General features: G+C 63.5%; 11 protein-coding genes, 2 tRNA genes and 1 pseudogene. 5 read left to right on the top strand and 9 right to left on the bottom strand.

All coding sequences use genetic code 11. The features are described 5' to 3' along the window. Positions 1–100: 100 nt before the first annotated feature. From EV674_RS11485 to EV674_RS11470, 4 genes are all read left to right on the top strand, one after another. Positions 101–177, top strand: a tRNA-Pro gene (locus EV674_RS11485). A 233-nt stretch (positions 178–410) separates the two neighbouring features. Beyond that, a complete protein-coding gene (locus tag EV674_RS11480) occupies positions 411–812 on the top strand; it encodes an Arm DNA-binding domain-containing protein (protein WP_119013454.1) in 402 nt (133 codons plus the stop codon). A gap of 386 nt (positions 813–1,198) precedes the next feature. Further along, positions 1,199–1,354: a BrnT family toxin gene (locus EV674_RS17965; protein WP_306418973.1), complete on the top strand. Its 156-nt coding sequence runs from the start codon at positions 1,199–1,201 to the stop codon at positions 1,352–1,354. Then, on the top strand, positions 1,341–1,622 hold the full coding sequence (locus tag EV674_RS11470) for a BrnA antitoxin family protein (RefSeq protein WP_119013455.1): 282 nt from the start codon (positions 1,341–1,343) through the stop codon (positions 1,620–1,622). The genes EV674_RS17965 and EV674_RS11470 overlap by 14 nt, the downstream gene beginning before the upstream one ends. A gap of 18 nt (positions 1,623–1,640) precedes the next feature. Here the strand turns inward: EV674_RS11470 and EV674_RS11465 are convergent, their stop codons facing one another. The 5 genes from EV674_RS11465 to EV674_RS11445 all read right to left on the bottom strand — a co-directional run bounded on the left by EV674_RS11465 (position 1,641) and on the right by EV674_RS11445 (position 11,470). Then, positions 1,641–4,175: a putative bifunctional diguanylate cyclase/phosphodiesterase gene (locus EV674_RS11465; protein WP_119013456.1), complete on the bottom strand. Its 2,535-nt coding sequence runs from the start codon at positions 4,173–4,175 to the stop codon at positions 1,641–1,643. Further along, positions 4,172–5,176 (bottom strand): ABC transporter substrate-binding protein, encoded by a 1,005-nt coding sequence (locus tag EV674_RS11460; RefSeq protein WP_119013457.1) that lies wholly within the window; start codon positions 5,174–5,176, stop codon positions 4,172–4,174. Before EV674_RS11460 ends, EV674_RS11465 begins: the two co-directional genes overlap by 4 nt. Positions 5,177–5,178: 2 nt before the next feature. Further along, the gene (locus tag EV674_RS17920) at positions 5,179–6,987 is read right to left on the bottom strand and encodes a methyl-accepting chemotaxis protein (protein WP_277749422.1); all 1,809 of its coding nucleotides are present in this window, start codon (positions 6,985–6,987) and stop codon (positions 5,179–5,181) included. Between the two features lie 210 nt (positions 6,988–7,197). Next, a complete protein-coding gene (locus tag EV674_RS11450) occupies positions 7,198–8,709 on the bottom strand; it encodes an NAD(P)H-hydrate dehydratase (protein ID WP_119013459.1) in 1,512 nt (503 codons plus the stop codon). Positions 8,710–8,779: 70 nt separating this feature from the next. Further along, positions 8,780–11,470, bottom strand: coding sequence for a bifunctional acetate--CoA ligase family protein/GNAT family N-acetyltransferase (locus tag EV674_RS11445; protein ID WP_119013460.1), 2,691 nt, complete (start codon positions 11,468–11,470; stop codon positions 8,780–8,782). A 119-nt stretch (positions 11,471–11,589) separates the two neighbouring features. Here EV674_RS11445 and EV674_RS11440 point away from each other — a divergent pair, with 119 nt between their 5' ends. Then, entirely contained in the window at positions 11,590–12,507 is a 918-nt protein-coding gene (locus tag EV674_RS11440; RefSeq protein WP_119013461.1) for a pseudouridine synthase, read from the top strand. 138 nt (positions 12,508–12,645) lie between these two features. Here EV674_RS11440 and EV674_RS11435 read toward each other — a convergent pair whose 3' ends face one another. The 4 genes and pseudogenes from EV674_RS11435 to EV674_RS11420 form a co-directional block, all read right to left on the bottom strand. Further along, a complete protein-coding gene (locus EV674_RS11435; RefSeq protein ID WP_119013462.1) occupies positions 12,646–12,864 on the bottom strand; it encodes a hypothetical protein in 219 nt (72 codons plus the stop codon). Positions 12,865–13,015: 151 nt separating this feature from the next. Beyond that, positions 13,016–14,202: pseudogene (locus EV674_RS11430) on the bottom strand (GGDEF domain-containing protein). 105 nt (positions 14,203–14,307) lie between these two features. Beyond that, positions 14,308–14,381, bottom strand: a tRNA-Gly gene (locus tag EV674_RS11425). A 154-nt stretch (positions 14,382–14,535) separates the two neighbouring features. Beyond that, positions 14,536–16,032, bottom strand: coding sequence for an NAD-dependent succinate-semialdehyde dehydrogenase (locus EV674_RS11420; RefSeq protein WP_119013463.1), 1,497 nt, complete (start codon positions 16,030–16,032; stop codon positions 14,536–14,538). Positions 16,033–16,192: the final 160 nt, after the last annotated feature.

Genomic DNA, 16,192 nt, shown 5'->3' with positions numbered 1-16,192 from the left:
TGGCTGTTCCGGTGGATCTACAGCGTTGTTGCGGTTTTTTTCACAAAAATTGACTGATTCTTGGATAGGGTAAATTTTCAGTATATAATTCAATTCTTGTCGGTGTGTGGCGCAGCCTGGTAGCGCACTTGCATGGGGTGCAAGGGGTCGAAGGTTCGAATCCTTTCACACCGACCATTTGACAGTACAGAACCCGCCAACCGGAAACAGTTGGCGGGTTTTTCATTGGGCGAACGGGTGAGCAACTGGGCAAGATAGGCCAACAAGGCACATTGCAAGCCCCCTTAAAACGAGGGAACAAACGGGGGAACAACTGGCGCAGACGTAGGGAAACGGGGGTTTTGTTCCCCCATCCTCCTCTGTAGAAGCCCATTTCCTGCTGTTCCCCCACCGCTTGGAGGAGCTGCACCATGCTGACCGATACCGCCTGCAAGAAAACCACCTGCCCACCAGAAAAAAAGCGCGAGCGACTGGCCGACTCTGGTGGCCTGTATCTGGAAATCAGCCCGAGCGGCTTCAAGCGGTGGTTCTGGAAGTACCGCAAGGACGGCAAAGAAGGGCGCATGGCGCTTGGCAGTTACCCAGAGGTGGGCTTGGCCGCTGCCCGCGATGCCGCCAACACCGTCAAGGCTGGCGGCTTTGACCCCGTGCAGGAGAGCAGGGTGGGTCAGCGCAAGGCCGCTGCCAATTTGGGCGAGGGGCTCGAGCTGGTGGCGCGCGAGGGGTACGCAAAACGGTCGCCGGGCTGGAGCAGCTACCACCAAATCCGTGAAAGCGGCGTAGCCACCCCTAGCTACATGGCTACAGCCTGATTTACCAGTCAAAACCAGCACCAGCCCTTATACAGTGCGCGCAAGCAGCTATCGTTTTTGAAGTCTGAGCCGGACAACAAGGCCAGACCCGTGGGCGCGTAGCCACCCCTGGCGACAGCGGCGACAAGGGGGCGGTGCTGGTACTGCTGCTGGCGCTGCGCCAGGTGGCCAAGGCCCACGGCATGAGCGAGGTGACACGCCGTGGGGCAGCGCCAGTAAACAGGGTCGTGCGCTTCTGAAAAAACGTAACTACAATTAAGCGATGAAAGTCGCATTCGACCCGGCCAAAGACAGCGCCAATCTGGCAAAGCATGGGCTGTCACTATCGGATGCAGTGGGCTTTGAATGGGACACCGCCGTGGTGTGGCCGGACAAGCGCCGGGACTATGGCGAGCCACCGCATGGTGGCGCTGGGCTACATCGGCTTGCGCACCATGGCCCTGGTGTTTGTTGACCGCCCGCCTGAGCAGCCGACAGAGCGCCGCGTTATCAGTTTGAGAAAAGCCAACAGCCGAGAGGTGAAACGCTATGCCGAAACTTAAAGCCGGAACCATTCTGCCGACACCTGCCGAGGATGCAGCCATTGCTGCTGCTGCGCTGGCAGACCCTGACGCGGTGCCGTTCACGGATGCCGAATGGGCGCAGGCCAAACCCCTGGTGCGCCGTGGTCGCCCACTGGGCAGCGGCACCAAGGCCCAGGTAACGCTGCGCCTGGATGTGGAAGTGCTGGAGAGATTCAAGGCATCGGGCGACGGCTGGCAAACCCGCATCAATGACGTGCTCAAAAGCTGGGTTCGCACCCACGCCTGAACCGTTTACGCCCCAAGATTATTCGCTGGTGTGCAGCTGGTTGGCCCAGGCTTGCAAACCGGCCTCGGGCAGAGGGCGGCTGAAGTGGTAGCCCTGAAAAATATCACAGCCCGCGCGCACCAAACGCTCGCGCTGGGTGCCGGTTTCCACGCCTTCGGCCAGCACGCGCATTTCCAGTTGGTGCGCCATGGCGATGATGGCGTCAATCAATACAGCCGGACGTTTGCCCGGGCCACTTTGTGTGGTGGCATCAATATCCATGACGAAGGAACGGTCGATCTTCAGCGTGTCGATGGGCAAACGCTTGAGGTAGGCCAGGCTGGAGTAGCCAGTGCCAAAGTCATCCAAGGCAAAGCGCACGCCCCGGTCACGCAGCAAAGCCATTTTTTCCAGGGTGGTTTCCAGGTCGTCGGCCACCACGCTTTCGGTCAGTTCCAGCTCCAGTGACAAGGCGCTGACCCCCACCTGCGCCAGCACGTCTTCGATGCGGGAGATGAAGTCGGGCTCGCGGAACTGGCGTGGACTGACGTTGACAGCCATGGTCAACTGCTTGGCCCACGGGGCGCAGTCGGTCTGCTGCTGCCAGCGGCGCAGGCACGCTACCGCCTCTTGCAGTACCCAGTGGCCCAAGGGAACGATCAGGCCGCAGGATTCAGCCTCGGCAATGAAAGCACCTGGCGGTATCAGACCCCGGCTGGGATGTTGCCAGCGTACCAGTGCCTCTACCCCCAGCAGGTTGCCCGCTGCGTTCACTTGGGGCTGGTAATGCAGTAGCAATTGCTGCGCTGACGGCGGCAAGCGCAAGGTTTGGCGCAGGTCGTTGCGCAGGGCCAGGCGCTCGCTTGCCGCTTCTTGCAGGGCGTGGGCGAAAAACTGTACTTGGGTATCGTTCGCTTCCTTGGCGCGGTGCATCGCGGTTTCGGCTTCGCGCAACAGCTCGGGTGGGTCGCGGCTGTCGTTGGGGATCATCACTACCCCGGCACCTGCGGAGAGGTGCAAGGTCTGGCCTTGTACTTCCAACGGTTCAGCCACGGCTGTCAACAGTTGCTCAATGGCACGTGCTGCCTGGGCGCTGGCAGTTTGCAGATTGCCTTGTAAGTCGGTTACCAAGATGGCGAACGTGTCGCCGTCCACACGCGCCAGGCTCTGACCGGCAGTCAACAAGCTGCTCAAGCGCTGTGCCACGATGCGCAGTGCCGCATCCCCAGCTGCCATGCCCAAGGAGTCGTTCACTGACTGGAAGGCGTTGAGGTTGAGCGTGGCCAGCGCAGCGCGCTGAGGCTGGCCATCCACGGACGGACGGGCCAGCTCCGCCGCCACTTGCTCGAGCAAAAAGCGCCGGTTGTGCAAACCCGTGAGGGCATCGAAATGGGCCAGTTGGCGGATTTGTGCCTCAGCGGCCAAGCGTTCACGGATGTCGCGCACGGCCACCACCCGCAGCGAGCTGCCATCAATCTCACGCTGGCGCACGCTGGCTTCGGCAGCAATCAATTGGCCCTGGGTGTCCACCATGTCTACTTGCCATGTGCCCTCAATGCGCAGTGAAATGCGTTGGCGGATGGCATCGCGGCTACCCGGTGCCACCCAGGACAGCATATCGGTGCCACGCAAACTACCGGGGGCTACGCCCACTAGGCGCTCGGCGGCAGCGTTGGCGTCCACAATGCGTCCCCCCGCGTGCAAGAAAATGGCCTCAAAGGACACATCGGAGAGCTGGCGAAACCGTGCTTCGCTCTCGCGCAGTGCTTGGCTGCTGTGCTGTAGCGCTTGTGCCATCTGCCCCAGGGCTTGGCCCAGTTCTTGGAATTCGCCCTCGCCGCGCAGCGCTGGTACCGCCTGAAAATCACCTGCGCCAATGCGGGCCATGCTGGCGCGCAGTGCGTTGACGGGGCGCATCACGCCCCAGCGCGCCAGCACCAGCAAACACATCGCCGCCAGCAGCACTACGGCGGCAAAAACCTGGGCTTGCTGGCGGATGTGGGCGCTCGATTGCGCAGCAATCGGCGTCAGGTCGTATTCCACCAAGAGCACGCCTTGGCGGCTGGAACGGATGGCCCCGGCTTCCAGCGCCAGCATGACTGGGGTTACGGCCCACAGGTGGCGCTGCTCCACGTCCAAGTGCAGTTGCTCACGTTGTTGCTGGCGTGCCTTGTTCACCAGGTCTTGTGGGTAATGCGGCAGCACTTCCACGCCAGGACTGCCACGCCAGGCAAACCGGGTGGCCGCTAGCACGCCGTCGCTTGCGTCGAGCAAGAGCGCGTGGGCCACCGCCGGGTTCAGACCCAGCTCGGCCACCACGCCGTCGAGGCCACTGCCGTCTTTGCGGCGCAGCACGGTTTCCAGGTTGCGCTGCGTGCCCAGCAGTTCGGCATGGGCGGTGCGGTCGCTGAAATGCTGTAAATCGAGGGCGTAGTGGCGCTGTTGTTGTAGCACCAACAGCGTAAAAGCCAGCCCGCAGGTGATCACCAGCGTCAGCGGCAGCCACCAGCGCAGCGGTAGCACCCGCACCGTGGGAAGGGGTGCGCTCGTCGGTGGCAAGGGCTGGTGTGTCATGGCGATGGCTCCCGTACAAAGCGCGCATCAATCAAATTTTGCACCGACACATCGTGGCCCAAGATGTCTTTGGCACGCATGATCTGCGCCAGGCGCTGTGCCGTATCGTGCAGCGTGGGGCTGGGGGCTGCCCCGGCAGCAGGGCTTTGCAGCAGGCTGCGGTTGCGTGCGGCGTCAGGCAGTTCCATTCCAGCCAAGGCTACACCCACGTCTTCAGGCGGGCTGCCTGGGCGGCGCGACATGCGCAGCAAGGCATCGTCGCGGTGCTGTGCCAAATAGTCCAGAGCCTGGCGCTGGCCTTTGAGCAATGCAGCAATGCGCTGTTCGCAGCACTGCAAGGCGTTGTGGCGGGCCACCAACACATCAACGATTTCGCCGGGGAGTGCGCGGCTGTCGAAAATCTCTTTCCCCCCTTCTTTCAGCAGGGTCTGGCGGGCCGGGTCAAAGGTCACTACAGCATCGACGTTGCCACTGCGCCAGGCGGCCACATGTTCATCAATCGGCAGCGGCACCACTGTCACGTCTCCTACCTTCAGCCCCGCTTGCTGTAGCGCACCTTGCAGCATGTAGGCGCCCACGGCAGTTTGCTCTACCCCCACACGGCGCCCGCGCAGTTGCGTCACTTGGGTGATGGGAGGGCGGGCCACGATGGCATCGGCCCCAGCCGAGATGTCCATCACCCAGATGACTGCAATGGGTACCCCTTCGTGGGCCAGCGTCAGTGCCTCGTCCAAGGTGACGCCAGCCACATCCAGACGTCCGGTACGCAGTGCGTCCATCACCTGGGTGGTGGAGCCCAGTTCCACCAGGCGCACGGGTTGGCCCTTGTAATAGCCCAGGTCGCGTGCCAGATACAAAGGCTCATAACCGGCCCAGATGTTGGTTCCCACCATCAGTGGCGGCTCATAGCGTGGGCCGCAACCAGCCAGCAGCCAGACCATGCAGACCGATGCCAGCCAGGCCGCACAGCGGTGGCCAAAGTGACGGGGCAGCACCAGCATGGTCAAAAAGCTTCCCAATCGTCGTCGTTGTGCTTGGCCGGTGGTGGGGGGGGCATTGCGGGAGTGCTCGCAGGCGCATGGGCCGCAGGGGCTTTGGCCGGTGCCGGGGCGCGAGCGGTCAGTCTGGCTGCTGCTGGCGCTGTGGCTGGCACCTTGGGCGCTGGTGGAGCCGGGCGTGGTGCTGGTGCTGTTGCACTGCGTGCAACAGGGCGGTAGGCTGATCCCGCCTCCAGACGGAACACAGACACTGCCTGCACCAGGTCTTGCGCTTGCTGGTTCAGGCTGGTGGCCGCCGCAGACATTTCCTCCACCAGCGCAGCGTTTTGCTGCGTAGCCTGGTCCATGTGCGTCACGGCCTCGCTGACCTGGGTGACTCCAGCGCTTTGTTCGCTGCTGGCCGCGCTGATCTCGCCCATGATGTCGGTCACGCGGCGCACGCTGTGCACCACTTCTTCCATGGTCTGTCCGGCCTGGTTGACCAAGGTGCTGCCTTGTTCGACACGATCGACGCTGTCGGTGATCAGGCGCTTGATCTCTTTGGATGCCTCGGCACTGCGCCCGGCCAGGCTGCGCACCTCACTGGCCACCACGGCAAAGCCCCGGCCTTGTTCGCCAGCCCGCGCCGCTTCGACGGCGGCATTCAGTGCCAGGATGTTGGTTTGGAAGGCAATGCCGTCGATGACGCTGATGATGTCGGCAATTTTCTTGCTCGATGTGCTGATGCCGTCCATGGTCTGCACTACCTGGGCCACCACTTCGCCGCCTTGCACCGCCACGCCGGAGGCGCTTTGCGCCAGCTGGTTGGCCGCACGCGCGTTGTCGGCGTTTTGCCGCACGGTGGAACCCAGCTCCTCCATCGAGGCGGCGGTTTCTTCCAGCGCGCTGGCCTGGCTTTCAGTGCGCCCAGACAAGTCTTGGTTGCCTTGGGCAATCTGCGCGCTGGCGGTAGCGACGGCCTCGCTGCCCTGGCGCACGCGTGCCACCACCTGGGCCAGGCTGTCACGCATCATCTGCATGGTGGCCAGCAAGCTGGTGGTATCGCCCGGACGCAGTTGCACCTGCACAGCCAGGTTGCCATCGGCAATTTCATGCGCAATCGCCGCAGCGTAATAGGGCTCGCCCCCCAGCTGGCGGGTGATGGAGCGGGTGAGAAAAAACGCCACCCCTGCACCGATCAAGGCCGAGAGCAAGGCAATCACCAGCATCAGTCGGCTGGTGTTGCTGGCAATGTCTTCAATGCGGTGTGCAGCCACTTCCATCTGCTTTTGCTGGAAGGCCACGGTGTCTTTGAGTGCGTCAATCGCCTGCTCATGGCCCTGGCGTGCCGGGCCGATCAAAATGTCCCGGGCCTGTGCAGTGTCGTTGGCCATGCCCAGGGCGATGGCCTTGTCAAGCTGTCCCACATACGTCCAACCGGCGTCCTTGGCCCGCTGGAAATTGGCTTTTCCTTCGGGCGAGTTGAGCGACTGGTCCAGCAACTTGAGCAACTCGACGCCTTGCGTGCGCAGTCTGTCGATGCGTTGCTTTTCTGCTTGCATGGTTGCAGGGTCTCCCGCCAGCACAATGTTGCGCACGGCATTGGCCTGGCTGTTGAGGTTGTCAATGATCTCGTTGGCGCGCGTGACCTTGACCATGCGGTCTTCCACCAATACGGTGGCCTCTGCGCTGGCGCGGGTGAACTGCACCCAGGCCACCAGGGCCATGACAACACCCAACACAATGACCAGGGCAAAACCCAGCCCCATGGCTGTGCCCACCTTCATGCGCGAGCGCACAAGAGCAGGCGAAACAGAAAATGTAGAAGCAGTCATAGAAAGATGTGGTTGGCCGTGGGAGGAGTGCGCCGCGAAACCTACACCGCACCGACAGTGCAGGCATTAACCCCATGCACTTTGTGACAATTCACCACAACATCCTACCGCAGGAAAAAAACAGGTCGCACTCTTTGGAGTGCGCAGCCACGAAGGCGTGAAAAAGTCGATGTGTCTATACCGAATCGCTGCCCTGTGAGTGGGGTGGTATCAGAAAAAATGCCGACCTTGGGCCAACACCCCAGCAGTCAGTGCTTCCTTGGCAGGCCACTGGTCGGTGGCCAGGCCGTGTGCAAATACGGCCTCAGTGGCCGCCTGCGGCGCGTGGATGCCGCTGGCCCAGCGTGCTGCCACCATGCCTGCCAGTACATCGCCAGTGCCCGCAGCAGCCAAACGGGCGTTGCCTGTCGGGTTGAGCCAGGGCGTGGTGCCAGGTGCTGCCACGACCGTGCCGGAGCCCTTGAGTACCGCCACGCAAGCAAAGCGCTGGGCCAGTTGCTGTGCTGCCATCAGCCTGTGGGCTTGCACCTGGGCGGCACTGGTGCCCAGCAGGCGCGCAGCTTCCAGGGGATGGGGCGTGAGGATGGTGGTCTGACCGCGCTGCGCCCGCATTTGCAGGGATTGCTGGAAGGACTCAGACGAGGCCACGGCGTTGAGCCCATCGGCATCGAGCACCAGCCGTGCGCTGCGCTCCAGCACCTGCGCCAGCACGGTGCGCACAGTCTCGCCGCCACCGCAGCCGCACACCACGGTCAATTGCTCCAGTGGCAGGGCAGCAAACTCGCGCAGCATCAGCTCGGGTTGCTGTATGTCCAATTGCAGTTGGGTGTTGCCGAGCAGGCTCACCAGCACGCGGCCTGCACCGCTGTGCAACGCAGCGCGTGCCGCCAAAATCGCCGCGCCGACCATGCCCATGCCGCGTGCATGCAGCCCTTCTCCACCCACCACCGCCACGTCGCCATAGCTGCCTTTGTGGCTGGCATGGGGGCGTGGCAGCGGATGGGGTGGGCCTGTCAGCCAGGCACAAGGTGCCTCGTGTGCGGGGGGGGTAGTGAGCAGGTCGTCCAGCCAGACGGTGCCTGCAGCATCCCGTCCCGCAGCCGTGAACAGGCCAGGTTTGAGCGTCAGCAGACTCAGGGTGTGGCGCGCAGCAGAAGGTGCGTGCTGGGGGACGGTGGCTGCGCTGGGAAAAAAACCAGCCGCGTATTGCCCTGTATCGGCTTGCAGTCCGGTGGGTACGTCCACGGCCAGCAGCGTGGCGGGGCTGGCGTACAGCTGCTGCAGCAGTGCCAGCAATGGCTCTGGCACCGGGCCGGGGCGCAGACCTATACCCAGCAAGGCGTCAATGCACAGGTCTTGTGGGCCCAGTGCGGGGGGGTGTTTGACCAGCGCAACGCCGGCTTGCTGCGCGCGCTGCCACGATTGGCGTGCATCGGCAGGGCAGTGTTCCGGATCACCCAGCCAGGTCACGGCCACGTCCAGGCCCTGGCGGTGCAGGTGCATGGCGGCCTCCAGGCCATCGCCGCCGTTGTTGCCGGGGCCACAGGCAATCCAGATGGTGCGCGCGTGCGGTGCCAGCGCCCGGGCCAACTGCGCCACAGCCAGGCCCGCGCGCTGCATCAAGGTGTGCGCGGGCAGCGCGGCAGCAGCGTGGCGCTCGATGCGCTGGGTGGTCGCCGTATCAAACAGCGGGTAAGGCCGATGTGGGGTGATGCATTGCATGGCGTACCAGTGGTGGTTGGGGCGTGCCCCAGGCCGTGCGGTGGCCCGTTGTGCCTGGGGGCGTGCAGCGTCAGAGCTTGTGCGTCACGAACTTGAAGTCCGGGTCTTCCGCGTAGGCTTTGATGGAAAAGCCCAGGCTGCGCATGAGTTTGAGCATGCCCGGGTTGTTGGCCAGCACCAGGCCGTCGATTTCGCTCAAGCCTTTCTCGCGGGCCACGTCCATGATGCTGAGCATCAGCCGCGATCCCAGGCCCTTGCCATTGAAATCGTCGGCCACGACAAGGGCAAATTCACAGCTGGAGCGGTCGGGGTTGGTCACGTAGCGCGAGACGCCCACCATGCGCTCGGTCTCCACGATATGGCCGTCGGCGCCTGCCGTGCGTTGCTTGTGGATGGCCACCAGTGCCATTTCACGGTCGTAGTCGATCAGCGTGAAGCGCGCCAGCATGCTGGGCGGCAGCTCTGCCATGGAAGAAACAAAGCGGTAGTAGCGGCTTTGCGGCGACAGCTGCTGCACCAGCGTTTGCAGCATCTGCGCATCGCCCGGATGGATGGGGCGCACCGTGTATTCACCGCCCCCGCGCAGCGGCCACACCTGCTCATGGCGTGCGGGGTAGGGCAGGATGGACAAATGCCCGTAATGGTTGGCGCTGCCGATGGTGGTTTGCGGGGCCTGGTCGATGGCGATGCGTGCATCCACGGCCACGGCACCGTGTTCGTCCACGATGATGGGGTTGATGTCCATTTCGCGCAGTTGGGGCAGCTCGCAGGCCATTTCCGAAACTCGCAGCAGTACCTGCTCCAGGGCTTCGATATTGGCTGCACTGGCGCCGCGCCAGGCGCCCAGCGTTTCGGACACGCGCGAGCGCTCGATCAGGCGGCGGGCCAGAAACTGGTTCAGCGGTGGCAGCTCCATGGCCTTGTCGTCGATCAGCTCGATCATGGTGCCGCCCGCGCCAAAAGAGATGACCGGGCCGAACGGGTCGTCGGCCACCAGGCCGATGCAGATTTCGCGCCCGCGCCGCGCCGGGGCCATGATTTGCACCGTCACCCCGTTGATGCGGGCGTTGGGCTGCAGCCGGGTCACGCGCTGCACCATGTCGGTGTAGGTGTCGCGCGCGGCTGCACCGCTCATCACGTTCAGGGCCACGCCGCCCACGTCGGACTTGTGCGAGATGTCGGGCGAGTCGATCTTGAGCGCTACCGGAAAGCCCAACTGGGTGGCGATCATCATGGCCTCGTGGGCACTGCGCGCCAGGATGGTCTTGGTCACAGGGATGTGAAACGCTGCCAGCAGCGTTTTGGACTCCATCTCGGTCAGCACTTTGCGCCGTTCGGCCAGTGCGCTTTCAATGACCAGGCGTGCGCCTTCGATATCGGGCTTGGCCAGCGTGGACAACGGTGGCGGCGTTTGTTGCAGCAGTTGCTGGTTTTGGTAGAACGAGGCGATGTTGCCAAAAGCGCCCACCGCGGCCTCGGGTGTGCGAAAGCTGGGAATCGTTGCCATTTTGAGCACCCCCCGCGCCGCCATGACCGAGGCATCGCCCATCCAGCAGGTCAGCAGCGGCTTGCCCATGCGCGGCTTGGCATCGGCCAGCGCCTGCGCAATGCCCTGGGCATCGGTGCCGGGGCGCGGCGAGAAAATGGCCAGCACACCGTCGATCTGGCGGTCTTTGTCGGCGGCCTCAATGGCGGCTTTGTAGTGCTCGGGGCCTGCGGATTCGGACAGGTCGATCAGGTCGGTCAGCGAGGCGTGCGGTGGCAACAGCGGTTGCAGCGCGCTGACGGAGGCCGCTGAGAGCTTGCCCAGTTCCAGTGCAATTTCATTGACCCAGTCGGCCGCCAGCACGCCGGGGCCACCGCCATTGGCAATGATGGCCAGGCGCCGCCCCACGGGCCGGTAGCGCGATGCCAGGCATTTGACCGCCGAGAACAGCTCCACAAACGAGCGCACCCGCACCGCGCCCGCCCGGCGCAGGGCTGCGTCAAACACATCGTCGCTGCCGACGATGGTGCCGCTGTGGGTTTGCGCCGCTTCGTTGCCCGCTGGCTTGCGCCCGGCCTTGAGCACCACCACCGGCTTGGTGTTGGCCGCCGAGCGCAGCGCGCTCATGAAGCTGCGCGCGTTGCTGATGCCCTCCAGGTACACCACGATGCTCTGGGTGTGCCGGTCGTGGGCCAGAAAATCCAGCACCTGGGCAATGTCCACCGCCGTATTGGGCCCCAGCGACACCACCGAAGAAAAGCCCACGCCATTGCCCCGGGCCCAATCCAGAATCGACGAGGTCAGCGCGCCCGACTGCGACACCAGCGCCAGCGGCCCCGACTGCGCCAGCGGGCCCGCCGCACTGGCGTTGAGTTGCAGTTGCGGGCGTTGCAGGCCCAGGCAGTTGGGGCCCAGCAGGTGGATGCCCTCGCGCTGGGCGATTTTTTTCAGCTCGGCGGCATCGTCGGCACTGGTGCCGCTGGACAGCACCAGGGCGGCGCGGCAGTGCATGCGGGCTGCCAGCTCCAGTGTGGCGGCCACTTCTTTGGGCGGCAGGGCAATGATGGCCAGATCGGCCTTGACCTGCGCCAGGTCTGCCAGCGTGCCGCTGGCCTGTGTGTCCAAAAACTGCAATGTGCCGCTGTAAGTCTGGGCGCGCAAAAACTCGTGCAATACGCCGCCCAGCAAGGTTTGTGTGGACGGCTCATCCGCCTGGCCTGCGAAGACAACAATGGATTCGGGCGAAAAAAGGGGGGTGAGGTAATGAATGTCCATGGTTTTTTACAGCGTTGCCATCAAAGAAACCGGCGTTGGGCCAGCGTAAGCCTGTGGGGGTTGGGGTGCCAGTGCATTTTGTACCAGCATTGCCGAATGTATAGTGGCGCGCCACCGCCATGCACCACCCCCGAGACCCCCACGTTCTGCCCCTGCCCCTGCGCGATGGCGTAGGCCCCAGCTGCGTGGCGCTGCCCGTTGCGGGGCAGGGCAGCATGCTGGATTTTTTGGCGCAGCATTTGCCTGCCGTGGACCGTGCCGAATGGCTGCGCCGCATCGAGGCGGGCGATGTGGTCGATGAGCATGGCGTGCGCGTCACTGCCCAGCGGCCTTTTGAGCGCGGCCTGCGCCTGTATTACTACCGCCACCTGCCCGCCGAGCCGGTGATTCCGTTCGATGAAGTGGTGCTCTACCAGGACGAGCACCTGCTGGTGGCCGACAAGCCGCATTTTTTGCCCGTCACCCCCTCGGGGCGGTATTTACAGCAGACGCTGCTGGTGCGCCTCAAAAAACGCCTGGGGCTGCCAGAGCTATCGCCCCTGCACCGCATTGACCGCGATACCGCCGGGCTGGTGCTTTTTTCAGTGCAGCGCGCTACGCGCGGGCGCTACCAGGCGCTGTTCCGTGACCGCACCATCACCAAGCACTACGAGGCTGTGGCGCCCTGGCGCCAGGAACTGGCCTTCCCGCGCGAGCACTGCAGCCGCCTGGACGAGAGCCCGCAGTTTTTCCGCATGCACGAGGTGCCCGGCGAGCCCAACACCTGCACCCGCATGGAGGTGCTGGAGGTGGCCGGTGGCTGGGCGCGCTACCGTCTCAGTCCCGTCACCGGCAAGCGCCACCAACTGCGTGTGCATATGGCGGCGCTGGGCCTGCCGCTGCGCCACGATGCGCTCTACCCCGAGGTCAACGATGCGCCGGAAGGCGACTTCTCAAGGCCACTGCAACTGCTGGCCCAAACACTGGCCTTTACCGACCCCCTGAGCGGCAAGGCGCTGCAATGGCAAAGCCAGCGCAGCCTGCTGGCGCTGCCTTGAGGGTGTGATTGGCAGTTTTTGTGCTATTGAAAAGAGAGCTGCTGGCGCTTGTAGCAAAAGCGCTGGAGCCTGATTTGACCTGAAAAATGAAGCCCCTGCACAGGGGGGCAACCACGCACCCAAACTGCTTTTTTCCAGCTACACAATAGCCATCTGGTCTGACGAAGACAGTGCCCGCCGACCCTCTGGCGTGACCACCAGCACCCGGGCAAAGGGCGTGGGCGAGTGGGGTGAAGAGAGAAACACAGCCACCAACCCGGCAGCGCGCAGCAGCCGTAATTGGTCGATGGCGTCCCTGTCATTCACGGTCAGGGGCAGGGTGGAGCGAGAAAGATCCCGAAGCAACTGCAGCGTCATGAAAGCCTCCGTTAAAAGACAACGGATTCATTGTGGAGGTGCCTTGCACTTCGCCGCAAGCGGGTGAAACACGTGCTGACAATAAAGACAATTTGCGAATCTTTTTTGCGGTAGCGCGGTTGCATTCGAGAACGTGCCACGGCGCACCGTGTCATCCGGGGGCGCCAGCGTGGCCGTGAAAGCCCTCTGCCCACTCGACCCGGTTGCGTCCAGCGGCTTTGCCACGGTACAGGGCCGCGTCGGCTTCGCGCATGGCGCCCTCCCAGGCATGCGGGCTGGCGAAGTGGTGTGACACCCCGATCGTGGCCGTGCAGTGCAGCAGATGGTCGCTACCAGCAACGTGGATGGCTTGACTTTCGATGACCGATCGCAAGCGCTCCGCCAGGTGCGCGGCGCCCACACCGTCGGTGTCCAGGCAGATGGCGACAAACTCTTCTCCGCCAATGCGGCCTGCCAAGTCGCCCCGGCGCACCGTAGCGCGCAACACCTTTGCGACCTGGCACAGCACGGCATCTCCAGCGTGGTGGCCATAGGTATCGTTGATGCGCTTGAAATGATCGATGTCCACCAGCAGCAAGTACGCCGGTGTGGCATGGCGGGAGTGGAAATGCTGCTGCAGCGCCTCTGACAGCCCCCGGCGATTGAGCAACTGCGTCAGCGGATCGCGCGCTGCCATGCTGCGCAGGTCATCGGTCAGGCGGCGCAGCACCAGCCAGACGATGGCGGGCGGCAGCACGGTGGCCAGGGATGACATGTAGATGTAGAACACCATCTGAAACTGGCTGTCCATGTGCAGCGCTGGCAGGCCACCATCCACAATCTTCACGAACTTGATCGCGTTGAGCACGCCAATGCCGCCGATCAGCAGCGCAAAAAAACCATCTCTCCGTACAAATCTTTGGCAAATGTGCGCACGCCATAGACCACAGCGATCACCATGCCAAAAAACAGCAGTGCCGACATTCCTGCGAGCATGGCGTAGCGGGCCACCGGCCCCCAACCCCACTGCACCAGGCACTGCGCAGCGGCGTAGGCGATGGCAAAAGCGACCAACGGACGCCACAAGGGCGCCTGGTACCCAAAAAAACGCATGGCACCGAGCCCATAGGCGATGGGTGCTGCCAGTGTGAGGGTGTGGTTGACCACGCTCATCACACTCCAGGCGGGGCCGCCTTCCAGCAGTTGCAGCACATAGGCCAAGCCCAGCAGCAGGTTGCCCAGGGCGAAAAAATCCATGCCCATGGTGTTGCCGTGCAAACGCTTGCTGATGAGCAAAAACATCACTGCAAAGCACAGCAGGTGTGCGCACAGCATGCCGACAAGAAGGGATGCAACCATGTTGACGCTCACAGGGGATGACACACAACAAAGCCAAAGAAAAAAGCCCCGCTACCGATGAAGGAGGGGGCTTGCGGTGGCCTGGTACGGCCTGGAATACTGGACTGGAGCGGGTGATGGGAATCGAACCCACGTTATTTGCTTGGGAAGCAAGAGTCCTACCATTGAACGACACCCGCGAAGGCGCTGATTATAGGCAGCTGCCGCAGGCCATTGGCTACGCCAGCCCGCTCAGGCCATCAAAATACAGGTGTTTTATGCCTCAAACGCCCGTGCAATAAGCGCTTGCAGCTATCAAAAAAAGAGCAATTGCAGCGGGCCTGTTGCACGGCATCACTTCTGGATGTCGCCCAGACAGAGGTATTTGATCTCCACGTAGTCGTCCATGCCGTGGTGCGAGCCCTCGCGGCCCAGGCCCGATTGCTTGACGCCGCCAAAGGGCACATGCTCGGTGGCCAGAATGCCCACGTTGATGCCCACCATGCCGTACTCCAGCGCCTCGCCCACGCGGAAGATGCGGCCCACGTCGCGGCTGTAGAAGTAGCTGGCCAGACCGAACTCGGTGGCGTTGGCCGCGTCCACCGCCTCTTTTTCGGTGGCGAACTTGAACACCGGCGCGAACGGGCCGAAGGTTTCTTCGCGGGCGCAGAGCATGTCGGCGCTGGCGTGGGCGATCACGGTGGGCTCAAAGAACTGGCCGCTGCCCAGATCGTTCAGGCGTTTGCCGCCCACCAGCACCTGGCCGCCTTTGGCGATGGCGTCATCAACGTGGCGCTGCACCTTTTGCAGCGCGGCTTCTTCGATCAGCGGGCCTTGGTTCACGCCGTCCTCAAAGCCGTTGCCGACCTTGGCGGTTGCTACCCGGGCGGCAAACTTGGCCACGAATTCGTCGTACACGCCTTCCTGCACGTAAAAGCGGTTGGTACACACGCAGGTCTGGCCAGCGTTGCGGTACTTGCTGGCAAAGGCGCCTTCGACGGCGCTGTCGATGTCGGCATCGTCAAACACGATGAAGGGCGCGTTGCCGCCCAGCTCCAGCGACATTTTCTTCACGGTGGGGGCGGACTGCGCCATCAGAATGCGGCCCACCTCGGTGCTGCCGGTGAAGCTGATGTGGCGCACCACGCTGCTTTCGCACAGCACCTTGCCGATGGCAATGGAGTTGGTGGCATCGGCGCAGAGCATGTTCAGCACGCCCGCCGGAATGCCCGCGCGCTGGGCCAGCTCCATGGCGGCCAGGGCGGTGAGCGGTGTGAGTTCCGCCGGTTTGATGACCACCGGGCAGCCTGCGGCCAGCGCGGGTGCCACTTTGCGCGTGATCATGGCCAGCGGGAAGTTCCAGGGCGTGATGGCTGCGCACACGCCAATGGGCTGTTTGAGCACCAGCAGGCGCCGGTTGTTGTCGAACTGGGGCAGTGTCTCGCCGTTGACGCGCTTGGCCTCTTCGGCAAACCACTCGACAAAGCTGGCGCCGTAGGCCACTTCGCCTTTGGCCTCGGCCAGGGGCTTGCCCTGCTCGGCGGTCATGATGCGGGCCAGGTCGTCCTGGTGCTGCATGAGCAGGTCGTACCACTTGCGCAGGAGGGTGCTGCGCTCTTTGGCGGTTTTGGCGCGCCAGGCGGGCCAGGCGGCGTTGGCGGCGGCAATGGCTTGCTCGGCTTCTTGCGGGCCCAGGTTGGCCACGTCGGCCAGGTGCGCGCCCGTGGCCGGGTCGTGGACAGCAAAGCGGCTGCTGCCCGGCACCCACTGGCCGTTGATGAGGGCATCGGTTTTGAGCAGGCTGGGGTCGGCAAGCTGGGCGAGGGGGCTGGCGGTGTGGCTGGTAGGCATGAAGGCTCCGACGGGTGTGAAGAAAACACAGTGGAAGAAAACAGGAACTTACCCCAAACCCGCCCCGGGTGCGCTCGCTCTGGTGACAGGCGCGCAGGGTGGTTCAGGGTAATTTTTGCTATTGAAAGCGTAGCTGGTAGCGCTTGCTGTGAAAGGGCTG

It is taken from the genome of Simplicispira metamorpha, from assembly GCF_004341365.1.
Taxonomy (GTDB): domain Bacteria; phylum Pseudomonadota; class Gammaproteobacteria; order Burkholderiales; family Burkholderiaceae_C; genus Simplicispira; species Simplicispira metamorpha.
The sequence above is the reverse complement of the archived record's forward strand: the minus strand, read 5'-3'. Positions and strand labels throughout refer to the sequence as shown.

Coding starts and splice junctions, on each gene's coding strand:
- EV674_RS11420 (WP_119013463.1), bottom strand. CDS start 16,032: ATGCCTACCAGCCACACCGCCAGCCCCCTCGCCCAGCTTGCCGACCCC.
- EV674_RS17965 (WP_306418973.1), top strand. CDS start 1,199: ATGGCGAGCCACCGCATGGTGGCGCTGGGCTACATCGGCTTGCGCACC.
- EV674_RS11440 (WP_119013461.1), top strand. CDS start 11,590: ATGCACCACCCCCGAGACCCCCACGTTCTGCCCCTGCCCCTGCGCGAT.
- EV674_RS11470 (WP_119013455.1), top strand. CDS start 1,341: ATGCCGAAACTTAAAGCCGGAACCATTCTGCCGACACCTGCCGAGGAT.
- EV674_RS11480 (WP_119013454.1), top strand. CDS start 411: ATGCTGACCGATACCGCCTGCAAGAAAACCACCTGCCCACCAGAAAAA.
- EV674_RS11435 (WP_119013462.1), bottom strand. CDS start 12,864: ATGACGCTGCAGTTGCTTCGGGATCTTTCTCGCTCCACCCTGCCCCTG.
- EV674_RS11460 (WP_119013457.1), bottom strand. CDS start 5,176: ATGCTGGTGCTGCCCCGTCACTTTGGCCACCGCTGTGCGGCCTGGCTG.
- EV674_RS11450 (WP_119013459.1), bottom strand. CDS start 8,709: ATGCAATGCATCACCCCACATCGGCCTTACCCGCTGTTTGATACGGCG.
- EV674_RS17920 (WP_277749422.1), bottom strand. CDS start 6,987: ATGACTGCTTCTACATTTTCTGTTTCGCCTGCTCTTGTGCGCTCGCGC.
- EV674_RS11445 (WP_119013460.1), bottom strand. CDS start 11,470: ATGGACATTCATTACCTCACCCCCCTTTTTTCGCCCGAATCCATTGTT.
- EV674_RS11465 (WP_119013456.1), bottom strand. CDS start 4,175: ATGACACACCAGCCCTTGCCACCGACGAGCGCACCCCTTCCCACGGTG.